This is a genomic window from Listeria sp. ILCC796 (assembly GCF_900186175.1).
Classification (GTDB): Bacteria; Bacillota; Bacilli; order Lactobacillales; family Listeriaceae; genus Listeria; species Listeria goaensis.
In genome coordinates this window covers 46,885-63,022 of record NZ_FYBV01000005.1, presented here as the reverse complement: position 1 = coordinate 63,022, position 16,138 = coordinate 46,885, and the positions used below count along the sequence as shown (strand labels likewise).

General features: G+C 40.3%; 14 protein-coding genes. 3 read left to right on the top strand and 11 right to left on the bottom strand.

The features are described from left to right. Positions 1–44: 44 nt before the first annotated feature. The 8 genes from CFS04_RS07040 to pyrH all read right to left on the bottom strand — a co-directional run bounded on the left by CFS04_RS07040 (position 45) and on the right by pyrH (position 11,688). Positions 45–4,379, bottom strand: coding sequence for a PolC-type DNA polymerase III (locus CFS04_RS07040; RefSeq protein WP_088809901.1), 4,335 nt, complete (start codon positions 4,377–4,379; stop codon positions 45–47). An 84-nt stretch (positions 4,380–4,463) separates the two neighbouring features. Beyond that, complete coding sequence (locus CFS04_RS07035) at positions 4,464–6,170, bottom strand: proline--tRNA ligase (RefSeq protein ID WP_088809900.1); 1,707 nt, start codon at positions 6,168–6,170, stop codon at positions 4,464–4,466. Between the two features lie 47 nt (positions 6,171–6,217). After that, entirely contained in the window at positions 6,218–7,480 is a 1,263-nt protein-coding gene (gene rseP / locus CFS04_RS07030) for an RIP metalloprotease RseP (RefSeq protein WP_088809899.1), read from the bottom strand. Positions 7,481–7,498: 18 nt separating this feature from the next. Then, the gene (gene dxr / locus CFS04_RS07025) at positions 7,499–8,641 is read right to left on the bottom strand and encodes a 1-deoxy-D-xylulose-5-phosphate reductoisomerase (RefSeq protein ID WP_088809898.1); all 1,143 of its coding nucleotides are present in this window, start codon (positions 8,639–8,641) and stop codon (positions 7,499–7,501) included. Positions 8,642–8,655: 14 nt separating this feature from the next. Beyond that, positions 8,656–9,444 (bottom strand): phosphatidate cytidylyltransferase, encoded by a 789-nt coding sequence (locus tag CFS04_RS07020; RefSeq protein ID WP_088809897.1) that lies wholly within the window; start codon positions 9,442–9,444, stop codon positions 8,656–8,658. Between the two features lie 14 nt (positions 9,445–9,458). After that, positions 9,459–10,217 carry an isoprenyl transferase gene (locus CFS04_RS07015; protein ID WP_088809896.1) on the bottom strand — a complete coding sequence of 253 codons (759 nt, stop codon included), beginning with the start codon at positions 10,215–10,217 and terminating at the stop codon, positions 9,459–9,461. A 184-nt stretch (positions 10,218–10,401) separates the two neighbouring features. Continuing rightward, positions 10,402–10,959, bottom strand: a complete 558-nt coding sequence (frr, locus tag CFS04_RS07010) for a ribosome recycling factor (protein WP_088809895.1) — start codon at positions 10,957–10,959, stop codon at positions 10,402–10,404. After that, the gene (pyrH, locus tag CFS04_RS07005) at positions 10,960–11,688 is read right to left on the bottom strand and encodes a UMP kinase (protein ID WP_088809894.1); all 729 of its coding nucleotides are present in this window, start codon (positions 11,686–11,688) and stop codon (positions 10,960–10,962) included. A 212-nt stretch (positions 11,689–11,900) separates the two neighbouring features. Here pyrH and CFS04_RS07000 point away from each other — a divergent pair, with 212 nt between their 5' ends. Then, on the top strand, positions 11,901–12,329 hold the full coding sequence (locus CFS04_RS07000; protein WP_088809893.1) for a VOC family protein: 429 nt from the start codon (positions 11,901–11,903) through the stop codon (positions 12,327–12,329). Positions 12,330–12,366: 37 nt separating this feature from the next. On the opposite strand, the gene CFS04_RS06995 is transcribed toward CFS04_RS07000, so the two are convergent. Next, positions 12,367–12,897, bottom strand: a complete 531-nt coding sequence (locus CFS04_RS06995) for a VanZ family protein (protein ID WP_088809892.1) — start codon at positions 12,895–12,897, stop codon at positions 12,367–12,369. Between the two features lie 241 nt (positions 12,898–13,138). Between CFS04_RS06995 and CFS04_RS06990 the strand changes: the two genes are divergently transcribed. Together CFS04_RS06990 and CFS04_RS06985 are read left to right on the top strand one after the other, a co-directional pair. Then, a complete protein-coding gene (locus CFS04_RS06990; RefSeq protein WP_088809891.1) occupies positions 13,139–13,534 on the top strand; it encodes a helix-turn-helix domain-containing protein in 396 nt (131 codons plus the stop codon). A gap of 38 nt (positions 13,535–13,572) precedes the next feature. Further along, positions 13,573–14,319, top strand: coding sequence for a hypothetical protein (locus CFS04_RS06985; RefSeq protein ID WP_088809890.1), 747 nt, complete (start codon positions 13,573–13,575; stop codon positions 14,317–14,319). 63 nt (positions 14,320–14,382) lie between these two features. Here CFS04_RS06985 and tsf read toward each other — a convergent pair whose 3' ends face one another. Together tsf and rpsB are read right to left on the bottom strand one after the other, a co-directional pair. Then, entirely contained in the window at positions 14,383–15,270 is an 888-nt protein-coding gene (gene tsf / locus CFS04_RS06980) for a translation elongation factor Ts (protein WP_088809889.1), read from the bottom strand. A gap of 81 nt (positions 15,271–15,351) precedes the next feature. Further along, a complete protein-coding gene (rpsB, locus tag CFS04_RS06975) occupies positions 15,352–16,110 on the bottom strand; it encodes a 30S ribosomal protein S2 (RefSeq protein ID WP_088809888.1) in 759 nt (252 codons plus the stop codon). Between the last annotated feature and the right edge of the window lie 28 nt (positions 16,111–16,138).

Below are 16,138 nucleotides of genomic sequence, written 5' to 3'. Positions count from 1 at the left end.
CTTTTTTAAAAGGTTGCCTTGATAAAGCAAAAGCAGCTCTAATTTTAAAACAATGATAACTGATTTTGATCAGGAAGACCTTCTAGGCAGCCTTGATCGTCCATGTATTGAATAATCGTTTTCGATACTTTCCCGCGTTGTTGCAAATCTTCTTTTGATAAAAACTCGCCATCAAGACGCGCCTCAACGATTTGTTTCGCAACGTTTGTTCCAAGACTTGGAATCGCATTAAACGGCGGAATAAGCGTATCGCCTTCAATGATAAATTCATCTGCGGTAGATTTATATAAGTCCACTTTTTGGAATTTAAAACCACGCGCAATCATTTCATTCGCGATTTCAAGTACCGTAAGCAAGTTTTTCTCTTTCGTACTCGCTTCAAGTCCCTTGTCATTAATTTCTTTCATGACAGCGCGCACCGCTTCTCGCCCGTTAACCATTGCCGTTAAATCAAAATCGTCTGCGCGGACGGAGAAGTAAGTCGCATAAAAGAACAATGGATGATGGACTTTAAAATACGCGATTCGAACGGCCATCAGAACATAAGCTGCCGCATGGGCTTTCGGGAACATGTACTTGATTTTTTTACAAGAATCGATGTACCAAGCCGGCACTTTATTTTCAATCATCGCAGCTTCCATTTCTTCCGTTAAACCTTTCCCTTTACGCACGGATTCCATGATTTTAAAAGCAAGTGAGCTGTCTAATCCTTGATAAATCAGGAAGACCATAATGTCATCACGACAACCAATAACGTCAGGGAGCTCACAAATTTTGTTTTTTATAAGTTCTTCCGCGTTGCCAAGCCATACGTCTGTCCCGTGAGAAAGACCAGAAATTTGCACAAGCTCGGAAAATGTCGTCGGTTTTGTTTGCTCGAGCATTTGACGTACGAAACGCGTTCCAAACTCAGGAATACCAAGCGTTCCTGTTTTTGAATCAATATCTTGCGGTTTCACGCCTAATGATTCTGTCCCGCCAAACAATTTCATGACTTCGGGGTCATCAGTTGGAATGGTTTTCGGATCAATTTCACTTAAATCCTGCAACATCCGAATGGCGGTCGGATCATCGTGTCCGAGTATGTCGAGTTTTAACACGTTATCGTGAATCGAGTGGAAGTCAAAATGCGTCGTTTTCCACTCCGAATCCGTTGCGTCAGCTGGGAATTGCACCGGTGTAAAATCGTAAACATCCATATAGTCAGGAATAACAATAATACCGCCGGGATGCTGTCCAGTCGTACGCTTAACGCCCGTACACCCTGCAACGAGTCGGTCCACTTCTGCTCCGCGAATATTCATATTCATGTCTCTTTCGTAACCGCGAACAAAGCCGAAAGCGGTTTTCTCCGCAACCGTACCGATAGTTCCCGCACGATACACATACTCCTCACCGAAAATTTCCTTCGTGTACGCATGCGCAACGGGTTGATAGTCACCAGAAAAGTTTAAATCAATATCGGGCACTTTATCCCCTTTGAAACCTAGGAACGTCTCAAACGGAATATCCTGCCCTTCTTTTTGATAGTTCGTGCCGCAGTGTGGGCAAACTTTATCTGGAAGGTCAAAACCTGAACCAATCGAACCGTCGTCGAAAAACTCGGAATGCTTACAGTTCGGGCACAAATAATGCGGTGGGAGTGGGTTTACTTCGGTGATTTCGGTCATAGTCGCCACAAAAGACGAACCAACAGACCCACGAGAACCTACCAAATAGCCGTCGTTAAGCGATTTTTTAACAAGCTTATGGGAAATTAAATAGATAACGGCAAATCCGTGTCCGATAATACTTTTTAGTTCCTTTTCAAGACGTGCCTCTACGATTTCAGGTAGCTTTTCGCCGTACAATTTGTGTGCCATTTCGTAACTCATGTTGCGGACTTCGTATTCAGCACCTTCAATTTTAGGCGTGTATAATTCGTCTTTAATCGGCTTTAAGTCTTCCATCCAATCAGCAACGAGATTCGAATTCGTTACGACAATTTCATGTGCCTTCTCGCTTCCTAAAAAGCTAAATTCGGCGAGCATTTCATCCGTCGTACGGAAATGCACGTCTGGCATTTCATTTCGATTTAAAGGATTCGCCCCACCCATTGAATGGACTAAAATCTTACGGTAAATCTTGTCATTTGGATCTTTGTAATGGACGTTTCCAGTCGCTACAACAGGTTTCCCCGTTTTTTCGCCCACTTTAACGATGTTTTTCAAAATTTCTTCTAACGCTTTCTCATCGCGAATCATTTCGCGTTCAATCAGCGGCGCATAAACTGGTTTCGGCTGAACTTCAATGAAATCGTAAAACCCAGCGACTTTTTCAGCTTCCGCCATACCTTTTTGCATCATCGCTTCAAATAATTCACCTTGACTACAGGCCGTCCCGACAATTAAACCTTCGCGCAATTTTTGCAGCTGCGACCGCGGAATACGCGGCACACGGAAGAAATAATTCAAATTGGACAGCGTAACCAGTTTAAATAAATTCTTTAAACCTTCAGGCGTTTTTGCATAAATGGTCGCGTGGAATGGGCGTGCACGTTTGTAAGCGTCGCCTTCTCCCATATAATTGTTGAGCGCGTCGTGAAAATCAATATCATGCATTTCCTTCGCATCTTTGATGAGCTTCCACGCCAAATACGCAGTTGCTTCGGCATCAAAAATGGCACGGTGATGCTGTTCGAGTATGATGTTGAACTTTTTCGTCAACGTATTCAGGCGGTGGTTTTTAAAATGCGGGTATAAAAATCGCGCTAACTCCAGCGTATCAATAACCGCGTTCGGCGCGTCAGGCAAACCAATTTTGCGGTACGCCGTGTTGATGAAGCCCATATCGAATGATGCATTGTGGGCAACTAAAATATCATCGCCACACCATTCGCGGAAGTTTTTTAGAACGACTTCAATCGGATCAGAGCCTTTTACCATATCATCTGTAATGCCTGTCAAATTAATCGTCGTCGCCGAAAGTGGATGCCCAGGGTCAATAAACGCTTCGAATTTATCAATGACTTCCCCGTTATGCATTTTAATTCCGGCAAGCTCGATAATCGTATCATAAACCGCAGAGAGCCCAGTTGTTTCAACGTCAAACACCACATAAGTTGCGTCTTTTAAACCAGTATGTTGGTCGTTATAAGCAATCGGAACGCCGTCATCAATTAAATTGGCTTCAATGCCGTAAATCATCTTGATGCCATTTTTCTTCCCAGCCGCATAGGCTTCTGGGAACGACTGTGCCGCCGCATGATCTGTAAGTGCAATCGCTTTGTGTCCCCAATCAGCCGCCTGTTTCGTTAAATCGCTAATGGAATTTGTTGCATCCATTTGACTCATGTTCGTGTGTAAATGCAATTCAACACGTTTTTCTTCCGCTTTATCGTGACGCATTTTCGGTGCAATCTCATTAATATCTTGCGCCATCATAATTAAATCGCGGACAAAAGTATCATTTTGCACGCTACCGCGAACTTTGACCCACATCCCTTTTTTAAGGTTTTGGAACATCGCCGCATCATCATTATCGCGCGAGAACATTTTAATAATCATCGAACTCGTATAATCCGTTATTTTAAATTGAAGTAAGCTTCTTCCGCTCCGAAGCTCGCGAATCTCCGTTGCAAAAATATAACCTTGCACCGTAATCCGGCGTTCCTCATCATAAATATCGCCGAGCCGTTTCACTTCTTCATCATCTTTAATTTTATAACCAATTTGGAACGGACCATCAAGTGGGGCTGCTTGAACATCATTAGATGCCGCCTCCATCTGGCGCTTTTGCATCACCTGAACAGCCTCCTGCGCCTTCATCGCGTCCTCTTCTTCTTTCGCCTTCGCAAACGCTTTATACGCTTCCGTCTCTTCTTGGGCTAAAATATTCATCCGGATTGTAAGACGCGGGAACCCCGCATCACGGTAGGCTTCAAGAATCTGATTCTGAAAGCTCTGCGCTATTTTAGTTTGCTCCATCTCATTATGAACCGAAATCTCCAAAAAATGCGGTTCCTTCAAAGTCGGTTTTTGTTCCATCAACACCTGCCCAATCATTGGCGACGTCTTAAAAATCGGCTCGACAATCATGTTCCAGTAATCTTGAATAAGCGCCTCATCCAAGCGTGCATCTGTCGTCATGATTCGCAGTTCCGTTTCTGCAATCTCACTAAAAGCACGTTTCATTCCCGTATCAAGCATTTGATAAAACGCTTGCGGAAAAATTTGCGGCGTCTTCAAATGAAATTGCCACGTTTTTGTTGCCTTATCCGCAATCAATTTTTCAATTTGCGTTTCATTCGTGTAGTCGGCAAAAGTCGACACATCGCTTAAACCAACCTGTTCTAAAAGAAGTTTAAATCGTTCTTTTTTATCTTGTTCGGTAGCACTCAATCTCTGACACTCCTTCCAGAAAACTTGAAAAGTACCTTACAAAAGCCAAGGTACTTTTCCGTCATCTCTATTGTACTAAAAAAATCAGTTTTCGCCAAAAAGAATTGGTAGCGTATTTAAAAGTTCATCTTGACGCACTTCAATCATTTCGCCCGTCTTCCGAATTTTCACTTCCACAATTTCTTCCGCCGCTTTCTTCCCAACCGTCACACGAATTGGTAAGCCAATCAAATCTGCATCCGCAAATTTCACGCCAGCGCGCTCAGTTCTATCATCAAGCAACACACTGTAGCCCGCTTCTTGCAGTTTCGCATAAAGCCCTTCCCCAAATTCGCGCTGCTCATCATTCTTCATGTTTACTGGAATCAGGTGAATATCAAACGGCGCAATTCCTTTTTCTAGGACTAAACCGTTCTCATCATGATGCTGTTCTGCTACCGCAGATAAAAGTCGCGATACGCCAATTCCGTAGCAGCCCATAATTAAAGGATTCGCACGACCGAATTCATCTAAAAATGTCGCATTCATCGCTTCACTATATTTTGTTCCCAATTTAAAAATGTGGCCTACTTCAATACCTTCAGCAAATTTAATAATGCCTTGACCGTCAGGCGATAAGTCCCCCGCTTGAATCATCCGAAGATCAAAATAACTGCTGACCGTAAAATCACGTTCTGGATTTACATTTATATAATGGTAGTCATTTTCATTTGCCCCAGTTGCCGCATTCACAATATCTGCCACCGCATTGTCCGCATAAATCCGAATCGAATCCGGCACACCGACTGGCCCAAGCGACCCAAAATCCGCGCCAAGCAATTGAATCGCCACAGCAGGATCCGCAAGTTCAACACTTTTCGCATCAAGCGCATTTTTAATTTTAATATCATTCACTTCATGGTCGCCGCGAACGAGTACCATGATGATTTCGCCATCCACATCAAACAACATTGATTTCAACGTTTTTTCAATTGGAATTTCTAAAAACGAAACAATATCTTCAATGGTTCGTTTTTCAGGCGTCGCTACTTTTTCAAGTTCCGCTTCTTTTTCATGAGATTTTTTTTCCATGTGTAAAACGGGCGCCATTTCCGTATTTGCCGCATAATCGGAAGCATCGCTATATGCAATGGTATCCTCCCCAATTTCTGAAAGCACCATAAATTCTTTCGTGTCTTTCCCGCCAATCGCACCAGAATCTGCAATGACTGCACGGAAATCTAGTCCACAGCGCGTAAAAATGTTGCTGTAAGCTTGATACATCTTTTCATACGTTTCGTCCAAGCTTTCTTGTGTGGCGTGGAACGAATAAGCATCTTTCATGATGAATTCTCGACCACGAAGCAACCCAAAACGTGGACGTTTTTCATCCCTAAATTTCGTTTGAATTTGGTAAAGTGTAATAGGTAAACGCTTGTATGAACTCAGTTCATCACGAACGAGTGACGTAATTACTTCTTCATGCGTTGGCCCAAGCGCAAAGTCGCGCGCGTTACGGTCTTTAAGACGCATTAATTCAGGACCGTAGTCGCTGTAACGCCCGGATTCTTTCCAAAGTTCAGCGGGTTGTAAAGCTGGCATCAAAAGTTCAGATGCTCCCACGCGATTTAATTCTTCGCGAATAATTTGTTCGATTTTTTTTAGTGTTAAGTGAGCAAGCGGTAAGTAGCTGTAAATCCCACTTGCAACTTGACGAATAAAACCTGCGCGGAGTAACAGCTTATGGCTCATTACTTCTGCATCAGCAGGTGTTTCCTTTAAAGTTGGAATAAATGTCATTGTCTGACGCATGAAAAACACTCCCTAATTTTTAAAATCAATCCCTTTGTAACATCGTCCTAGAAAAAGGCACGTTGGATGTCATTCCAAGTGACAAGTATCATCAGAACCATGAGTAGCGCGAATCCGATAAAGTGAATCATTCCTTCTTTTTTCGGATCCACTGGTTTTCTGCGAATAAGCTCATACGCAAAGAATAAAAGTCTTCCGCCATCTAGTGCTGGAAGCGGCAATAAGTTAACAATCCCCAAGTTAATACTAAGAACTGCCGTCCAGTTTAATAACGTTAAGAAGCCGTAACTAACAACTTGTTCCGTGCTCGTATAAATCCCGACTGGTCCGTTCAACATGTCAAGCGAGAAGCCACCTGTAATCATGTTGCCGAGCACTGCAAAGATTTGTGAAATCCAGTACCATGTTTGCGTAAACCCGTAACTGATTTTAGCGCCAAATGAATCGTCTGTCGGTGATCCGACGCCAATCTTCCCGACTTCCTTGCCTTGTTCTTTCACCGAGTCAGGCGTCACATGAATATCTTCTGTTTTTCCGTCGCGGTCTATTTTAAAGTCTAAATCCTTGCCCGGGTTTTCCGACACGATGGTCACAATATCAGCCCAGGAATCCGTTTGTTTACCGTTAATTGATTTGACTTCATCGCCTTGTTTTAAGCCAGCTGTTTGCGCGGGGCTATCCGGCATTACTTTTCCAAGTTCGCTTTCATTTGTGACAACGCCGCCTTGTACAAAAGCAAGCACCGTAAAAATGAGAATCGCTAAAATGAAGTTAAATAATGGGCCGGCAAAAATTGTCGCTGCACGCTTTCCGAGTGATTTCGAGCCGAAAGAGCGGTCATACGGGACAATTTGCGTTTCAATTTTTCCGTCAATAATAATCGCATCTTTTGCGACTTCATAACGGACTTTTTTCGTTTCGTCAAAATCTTCAAAGCCTTCGATGAATAAATCTTTTTCGAGATCTGCATTTGAGACTTCAAGCGGTTGGGCGTTGACATACTGGTCTTTCCCATTTACGATAATTTTTTCGACCTTTTCATCCTCAGAAAGCTCTAAACCAATGCGAAAACCCGGTTTGAGCGAAATCTCTTCGCCGTCCTCCCCGGCCATGCGTACGTAACCGCCAATGGGAAGTAAACGAATCGTGTATTGTGTTTCTTTCTTTTTATAAGCAAATATTTTGGGGCCAAAACCAATGGAAAAATCTTTTACCATTATTCCTGAACGTTTGGCTAATAAAAAGTGTCCTAATTCATGAAAAAAGACAATTAACCCAAAAACAAATATAAATGCAATGATGGTTGTCAAATTCGTTTCACCTCTATCCTATAAAAGTGTTTTCACGTATGCACGTGTTTCTTGATCTACTTGCAGGATTGTGTCGAGTGACGGATCTTGAATCGCATTATGGTTATGCATCGCGTTCTCAACAACTGCTTCAATTCCTTGGAAGGCGACTTGCCCATTTAAAAACCCTGCCACAGCAATTTCGTTCGCTGCATTTAAAACCGTTGGCATCGTTCCACCTATTTTACCAGCTTGAAATGCTAATTTCAATGCCATGAAGCGGTCAAAATCGACTTTTTCAAAATGAAGCGCCCCGTATTTTGTAATGTCAAACGGTTCACTGAACGAAATCGATGCGCGCTCTGGATACGTTAAAGCGTACTGAATGGGAATGCGCATATCAGGTGTTCCGAGTTGGGCAATTAAACTGCCATCAACAAATTCTACCATCGAGTGCACAACACTTTCACGATGAATGACGACTTCAATATCATCGTAGTCCATGTCATACAACCAATGCGCTTCAATGACTTCAAGTCCTTTGTTGAACATCGTTGCCGAATCAATTGTGAGTTTATTTCCCATGTTCCAGTTCGGATGATTGAGCGCTTCTTTGACTGTCACGTTTTTTAGCTCTTCACGTGTCTTGTCGCGAAAACTACCGCCGCTAGCTGTTAACACAATTTTAGCAACGTCTTTCTGGTTTTCGCCATTTAATGCCTGAAAAATAGCTGAATGTTCGCTATCAACAGGTAATAAGTTCACGTTATGCTTCGCTGCGGCCGCCATGACAAGATGCCCAGCCGTTACAAGTGTTTCTTTATTCGCAATCGCGATTTCTTTCCCCGCTTCAATCGCATCTAGTGTGGGGAGAAGCCCAACGCTACCAATTACTGCATTGACAACTACATCGCCTTCTGGGAAAGTCGCAATTTCTCTTAAACCAGCAATGCCGTACGAAAACTGAATGCTTGGAAATTCTGCTCGTAGCGTTTCAAGGTCACGTTTATTTTGTACGGAAACTTTTTGAGGCTGAAATTCCGTAATGATTTTCCGTCCCAGTTCCACATTTCTTCCAAATGAAAGCGAAACAATTTTAAATTTTTCGGGGTGCTCGCGAACAATTTCAAGTGTTTGTGTTCCAATTGATCCCGTTGCACCTAGTAAAATAATTTTTTTCATAGTCACATCTCCATTTAAATAATTTGAAGTATATGTAGAAGTGGCAATACAAAGAGCAGGCTATCAAAACGGTCTAAAATCCCGCCATGTCCTGGTAAAATTTTGCCGGAATCTTTCACGCCGTAATAGCGTTTTAAGGCAGATTCAACAAGATCGCCTAGCTGTCCAAAAATGGATAGAACAACAAGCCCTACTAAAATAACGACCATGGAAAGTGGTAAATCGGCGAAATAATAAAAGCCGCCTGCAATGACTAATGCGCAAATAATACCGCCTATAAAGCCTTCAACCGTTTTATTCGGACTAACATGCGGCGCTAGTTTATGTTTCCCAAATTGCCGCCCGATGAAATACGCACCTGTATCAGTCGACCAAACGATGAGTAATGCGAAAATGACATAGTATAAACCCGCGTCACGCGTCAAAGATAAATAGTGAAAGCCAAATCCAACGTAAATCGCTGAAAGTAGCGCCACGCCCGCTTGATCAAAATGGAACTTATTCCGCGAAAATACCGTATAAGCTAATAAAATTGCAATTCCAATGAAAAGAAGTTCCATTTTTGAAAGACCTATTTCTTCAAAAAAAGTTAAATAACGGTCTGGAACAGTCACAATCCATGTCAGTAAAATCGTGATAATCCCGCTCACAGAAAAAACAGGTTGTTTTACCATGACTAAAATTTCATATACAGCAATTGTCGCTAACAACAAACTCATTAGCTCAAAAGGAATCCCCCCGATGATTACAAACGGAATAAAAACTATGAGCGCCACAATTGCCGTAATTATTCTTGTCTTCACTTATCTTGTCCTCCCTACAGACCTCCGTACCGGCGTGACCGATTTTGATAATCAATCATCGCTTGAAGGAAATCTTCTTCTTTAAAATCAGGCCAATGAACTTCCGTAAAATAAAATTCGCTATAAGCAAGTTGCCAAAGCATAAAATTACTAAGTCGAAGTTCGCCACTTGTTCGTATCAATAAATCCGGATCGCCTAGTCCCCGGCTCATCAAATGATTATCAATATCCGCCTCTGTAATATCAGCCGGATTTTCACCTGCTGCTACTAGCTCTGCAATGGCTGCCTTTGTCGCCGATATAATTTCCGCTCTTCCCCCGTAATTGAGCGCAAAATTAAGCACAAGCCCTGTACAGTGTTTCGTCGCTTCGATAGCTCCTTCAACTGATTTAAGCGTATGAGCTGGTAAGTTTTCCCGGTAGCCCATAATATTTACGCGGACATTTTCTTCTACCAGTTCAGGTACAAACGTATCAAAAAACTCCACTGGTAGCTTCATTAAAAAATCCACTTCATCTGTTGGTCTTTTCCAATTTTCAGTTGAAAACGCATATAATGTCAACACGTCAATGCCAAGACTGCTCGCATATTTCGTGATTTTCTTAACGACATTCATACCTTCCTTATGACCAGCTATACGTGGTAAAAAACGTCTCTTTGCCCATCTTCCGTTGCCATCCATAATGATTGCTACATGCTTTGGAAGAGGAATTTCTGTTGAAAGCTCGCTATCTATAAAATTTTCGTTTTGTCCAAATAGCTTCTTAAACATTTTAAATCCTCCAATAGAGATGCCATTTTTATGCGCATATCTATACTTATAATATCAAAAATCTCGCCATTTATGTACTAAAATTTTCATGTGGAACATGAGATTTTCATGAGAATAAATAATAAGAAAAAGCATTCCTCCCCTTCTCAAATTAGAAGAAAAGGAACGCTTTCCACTCTCAACATTACACTTCTAAGATTTCAGCTTCTTTGTTTTTCGCAATTTCATCGATATTTTTAATGCTTGCATCCGTTAGTTTTTGTACATCTTCTGTGTAACCACGCAAGTCATCTTCTGTAATATCGCCAGCTTTTTCAATTTTTTTAAGCTCATCATTTGCATCGCGGCGAACATTTCTTACAGCTACTTTTGCTTCTTCTGCTTCTTTTTTCACTTCTTTTGCGAGCTCACGGCGGCGTTCTTCCGTCAATTGCGGAATCGTCAAACGCAACACGGATCCGTCATTGTTTGGCGTTAAACCTAAGTCGGATTTTAAAAGTGCTTTTTCGATGTCACCAATGATATTTTTATCGAAAGGTGTAATCAAAAGCATGCGCGCTTCTGGAACGGAGATACTAGCCATTTGATTAAGTGGAGTCGGCGCCCCGTAATATTCAACTTGAACACGATCCAAAATTGAAGCATTCGCGCGACCAGCGCGGATTTGTCCAAGTGTACGTACTAAAGCTTGTTCTGCTTTTTCCATTTTTTCTTTTGAATTTTGCAAGACTTCTTTACTCATTTAGTTTTTCCCCCTAACAGTTGTCCCGATTTTTTCACCGAGAATAACTCGCTTAATATTATTTTCATCTTCCGCAAACGAGAATACGATTAACGGAATATCGTTATCCATACTTAACGATGAGGCTGTGGAGTCCATCACTTGCAGGCCTTCTTTAATAACGTCTAAGTAAGAAAGTTCGTCATATTTTTTCGCTGTTTCATCGACTTTTGGATCCGCGCTATACACGCCATCGACATTGTTTTTCGCCATTAAAATGACATCCGCTTCAATTTCAGCTGCACGAAGAGCCGCTGTTGTATCTGTAGAGAAGTACGGGTTTCCAGTTCCGCCAGCAAAAATGACAACGCGCCCTTTTTCAAGGTGACGAATCGCTTTACGACGAATGTATGGTTCAGCAATTTGACGCATATCAATCGAAGTTTGTACGCGTGTTGCCACACCAACGTTTTCTAAAGAATCTTGTAAGGAAAGAGAATTCATGACAGTCGCAAGCATGCCCATATAATCAGCTGCCGCACGGTCCATGCCCATCTCACTCCCAAGTTTCCCGCGCCAAATATTTCCACCACCAACAACGATGGCCACTTCGACACCTAACTCTACTACTTCTTTTACTTGTTTAGAAATCGCATTAACAACGTTTGGCTTAATCCCAAATCCGTCTGTTCCAGCTAATGCTTCACCACTTAGTTTTAGTACTACACGTTTATATTCTGGGGTATCCATAAAAACCTCCGCTATTCATTCTATTTCGAGATAAGTTGTTTCTTTATCCACCATCATCTATTTTACTAGAAAACCCGTCATTACAAAAGCTTTTTTATATAAAAATAGAAAAAATGTTTGCGCTTTGCCTTTTTGTGTAATTTGGAGCGTTTTTATTCTCCTAATTTTCAAAAAACGTGCTATACTAAGAGCAAATAAAAGGAGGAATGATGATGGTTTGGACTGTACCCTATTTAATTTTCGATGGCACGGCAAATGACGTCTTAGAATACTATAAAGATGTTTTTGAAGCTGATAACAGCGGCGTTCAGCGTTATGGTGATATGGAAGATTTCTCTGGCACCGATTTATCCGCCAAACGATTAATTCACGGCTGGCTGGCAAAGGACGGTGTGGATTTCTTACTTTTTTCTGACGCACCCGAGGGCATGCCACTTGCTGAAGGTGATACTGTAACCATCGCCTTCATGTTCCAAGACGAAGCTTCTTTAAAAAGAGCGTATGACAAACTAAAAAGTGAAGCCAAAGATATCCACATGGAACTCCAAGAAACTTTTTGGGGCGCGATTTACGCGAATCTAACGGACAAATACGGTGTTCACTGGCAACTTAATTATCAAAAAGAAACATTACCGAGGTAAAAAACTAGGCAGGTCACCTTAAAGCGACCTGCCTTCTTTAATCAAAAATTGCTGGCATTTTCTCAGTATCCCCGCGAAACAATTTAAGTAGCACAAATTTTAAACCTTTGAATAAAGCATAACCTATCATACTTCCTAAAAAATTAAAGATAATATCATCTATATCAGCAATCCGATACCCTATTAAAAACTGTGTTACTTCTATTAAAAGTGTAAAAGTAAATCCTACTATCATCATTCTTTTCCAAGACATTCGTAATAAAAATGGTAATCCAAATCCAAACGGTATCGTTAAAAGTGTATTTAATAAATAGCCTTTTGGATCGATACTTACGAAAGGTACTAAAGACACGCCTTGCCAAATAGATAGATTCTGTTCTGCCCTGTCAATAAAGTAAAGCGGAAATTGTGTAATCCGAATCACTTCGGTTATGTAAAGATAAAAAATAGAGTAACATAATAGAAATCCCCAGCTTTTTTTCCAACATAGCTTTAAAATTATAATTGATACCATATAAATACAAAAAAAGGTAAGATATGTCCCCAACTCTTCAAAATAAATCCCCAATTGTCCTCTTTCTCCTGTCCTCTAATCTAAGCTGTTTTTATTGTTCCATTATAGCACAAAAACACGCTGCTGCTTTCAAATCATTTGATAAATCCTGTCTGCTATTTTTTATTTCTCAATCGCAAAAGTCACAAAATGTGTACCAAATTAGAAGGGTAGTACACTTTTCGCGAAATTAATCTTGAGTAGATTATTTGTGTAGTATAATAGCTATTATCACGAATGAATCGAGGTCGATTAGATGTTAAAAAATCGATTAAAAAACTTAAGAGAAAAAAATAACTTACTACAAAAAGACGTTGCGAGAAAAATAGATGTTGGTCGCACAACTTATGCTATGTATGAGCAAGGGAACCGAGAACCTGATTTAGCAACACTCAACAAGATTGCCAAGTCATATGATGTATCCATTGATTACTTGGTAGGTAACACAGACAATGAAGACGGATACCTCAACTCCCCTGAATACATAGCTTTTGAAAATAATCCTGAATTAGCTGCATTTTGGAGAGAACTTCCTGAATCAGAGGAAGAACGAGTCCAACAACTTTATGAGATGTGGAAAATCATTAGTAATCCAAGTTATTTTCAACACAAAAGTTCAAAATATAACTCATCAATTGATGTTAACGCATAAGCGCTAATATAAAAACACAAAAAGGAGAGAACATATTTATGGTAGGAGTTTCAATTTTAATGCTTGTTTTAGGTTTTATCGGTCTAGTTGTGGGCATTATTCTAATCATCAACAAGAAAACTAGAAAAGCAGGTGTTATAACTACTATTTCATCTATTGCATGTGGGATAGTATTTTCAATCGTGTTTGTCGTGGGCATAGTCAATGAGGGAGCAAAGGCGGTAAATGAAGCTGCCTCTACTAACTCTACTTCCACTAACTCAAGCGATGATTCGGCAGACACTTCCTTAGAAGACGAATCAACTGAAGAATACACTGACACTGAGTCAGAAGAAGGATCTAGAGCTAACCCTACTCCTTTAAATTCGACATTATCACTTAGCGGTTCAATGATGGATGTGGATACTTATGATAACTTTAAAGCAAATATGGATATTACGATTACTGAAACAATACGAGGAAATGAGGCCGCACAAATAATTCAAGCTGAAAATCAATTTAATGAGCCTGCCCCTGATGGAAAAGAATACATTTTAAATAAAGTCAAAGTTAAGGCATATGGCATCGCTTCACCAGAAAATAAATTTATGATTAATGATATGGAATTTGAATATCTTTCATCAACAGGAACGCTTTATGACGGAGAAAGTGTTGTTATTCCCAATGAATTATCAGCTACATTATATAATGAAGGAACAGCAGAAGGATATATTCAAGGAACGATTAATAAAAATGATGCGGCGCCGCTTATAAAGTACGAGAATTTTTATTTTAGCACTAAATAATTAATAACATAAAAACCCCTGTTATTCTAAATGAATAACAGGGGTTTAAACTTATATTTACAATTAGTCTTTCTTCACTTGATTCATAACTTCTTCAACAAAGTTATCTTCTTTTTTCTCTAAGCCTTCGCCGACTTCAAAGCGTACGAATGATGCAACAGTTGCACCGTTTTGTTTCACATATTCGCCAACCGTGATGTCAGGATTTTTAACGAAAGGTTGGTCTAAAAGGGAGATTTCACTCAACCATTTTGTTAAGCGACCTTCCACCATTTTTTCAACGATTTTTTCAGGTTTACCTTCGTTTAAAGCTTGTTGTGTTAAAATTTCTTTTTCGTGTGCGATTTCAGCAGCGTCTACATCGTCACGAGAAATGTACTTCGGATTAATAGCGGCAATGTGCATCGCAACATCTTTTGCTACTTCTTCCTTGTCAGTACCTTCAAGTAAAGTTAAAACGCCGATACGTCCACCCATGTGAATGTATTCGCCGAACGCATGGTTATCAGCTTTTTCTTTGATTTCAAAACGACGAAGTGAAATTTTTTCACCGATTTTTGTAATTTGTTCAGTGATGTAATCTTGAACTGTTACGCCGCTTTCGATTTCAGTTTTTAAAGCGTCATCTAAGTTATCTGGTTTAACAGCTAACAAATGATTCGCTAATTTATCTACTAATGCGATGAAGTTATCGTTTTTAGCAACAAAGTCAGTTTCAGCGTTTACTTCTAAAACAACAGCATGTTTCTCGTTACTTACAACGTGAGTCATACCTTCAGAAGCAATACGGTCACCTTTTTTAGCCGCTTTCGCGATTCCTTTTTCACGAAGATAGTCGATTGCTTTATCCATATCGCCATCAGTTTCTACTAACGCTTTTTTACAGTCCATCATACCTGCGCCAGTTTTTTCACGTAATTCTTTTACCATTTGAGCAGTAATGTTTGCCATTTTATTTTCCCTCCAATAGTTAACTTTTAAAAAAGGTGATAAGTTAAATCTCTTATCACCTCAGAAATGTTTCATCAAAAATTAAGCTTCAGTAGACTCTTCCGCTTTCACTTCTTCAGTAGATTGTACTTCTTCTACAGGAGCTTCAACGTTTTCTTCGCCTTGGTTGACTTCGATGATAGCATCAGCCATTTTAGCAGTTAATAGTTTAACCGCACGAATCGCATCATCGTTTGCAGGGATTACATAATCAATTTCATCAGGATCACAGTTAGTATCTACAATACCGATGATAGGAATATTTAATTTACGAGCTTCTGCTACTGCGATACGCTCTTTACGAGGGTCAACGATGAACATTGCATCAGGAAGACCTTTCATATCTTTAATACCGCCTAAGAAGCGCTCTAATTTTTCTTTTTCTTTTTTCAGAAGGACAACTTCTTTCTTAGGTAAAACTTCGAAAGTGCCATCTTCTTCCATTTTTTCGATTTTTTTAAGGTGTTTAATACGCTTTTGAATCGTTTCAAAGTTTGTAAGTGTTCCACCTAACCAACGATGGTTTACAAAGTATTGACCAGAACGTTCCGCTTCTTCTTTAACAGAATCTTGCGCTTGTTTTTTAGTACCAACGAAAAGGATAGTACCTCCGTCAGCAGCAACTTCACGCATGAAGTTGAAAGCTTCGTCAACTTTTTTAACCGTTTTTTGTAAATCGATAATGTAAATTCCGTTACGTTCCGTGAAGATATATTTCTTCATTTTCGGGTTCCAACGGCGTGTTTGGTGTCCAAAGTGTACACCAGCTTCTAATAATTGTTTCATTGAAATAACAGGCATGTTATTCCCTCCTATGGTTTTATTTTTG

Excerpts from the sequence above, each read along its gene's own strand:
- CFS04_RS07035 (WP_088809900.1), bottom strand. The coding sequence starts at position 6,170 with ATGCGTCAGACAATGACATTTATTCCAACTTTAAAGGAAACACCTGCT.
- dxr (WP_088809898.1), bottom strand. The coding sequence starts at position 8,641 with ATGAAAAAAATTATTTTACTAGGTGCAACGGGATCAATTGGAACACAA.
- CFS04_RS07015 (WP_088809896.1), bottom strand. The coding sequence starts at position 10,217 with ATGTTTAAGAAGCTATTTGGACAAAACGAAAATTTTATAGATAGCGAG.
- frr (WP_088809895.1), bottom strand. The coding sequence starts at position 10,959 with ATGAGTAAAGAAGTCTTGCAAAATTCAAAAGAAAAAATGGAAAAAGCA.
- pyrH (WP_088809894.1), bottom strand. The coding sequence starts at position 11,688 with ATGGATACCCCAGAATATAAACGTGTAGTACTAAAACTAAGTGGTGAA.
- CFS04_RS07000 (WP_088809893.1), top strand. The coding sequence starts at position 11,901 with ATGGTTTGGACTGTACCCTATTTAATTTTCGATGGCACGGCAAATGAC.
- CFS04_RS06990 (WP_088809891.1), top strand. The coding sequence starts at position 13,139 with ATGTTAAAAAATCGATTAAAAAACTTAAGAGAAAAAAATAACTTACTA.
- CFS04_RS06985 (WP_088809890.1), top strand. The coding sequence starts at position 13,573 with ATGGTAGGAGTTTCAATTTTAATGCTTGTTTTAGGTTTTATCGGTCTA.
- tsf (WP_088809889.1), bottom strand. The coding sequence starts at position 15,270 with ATGGCAAACATTACTGCTCAAATGGTAAAAGAATTACGTGAAAAAACT.
- rpsB (WP_088809888.1), bottom strand. The coding sequence starts at position 16,110 with ATGCCTGTTATTTCAATGAAACAATTATTAGAAGCTGGTGTACACTTT.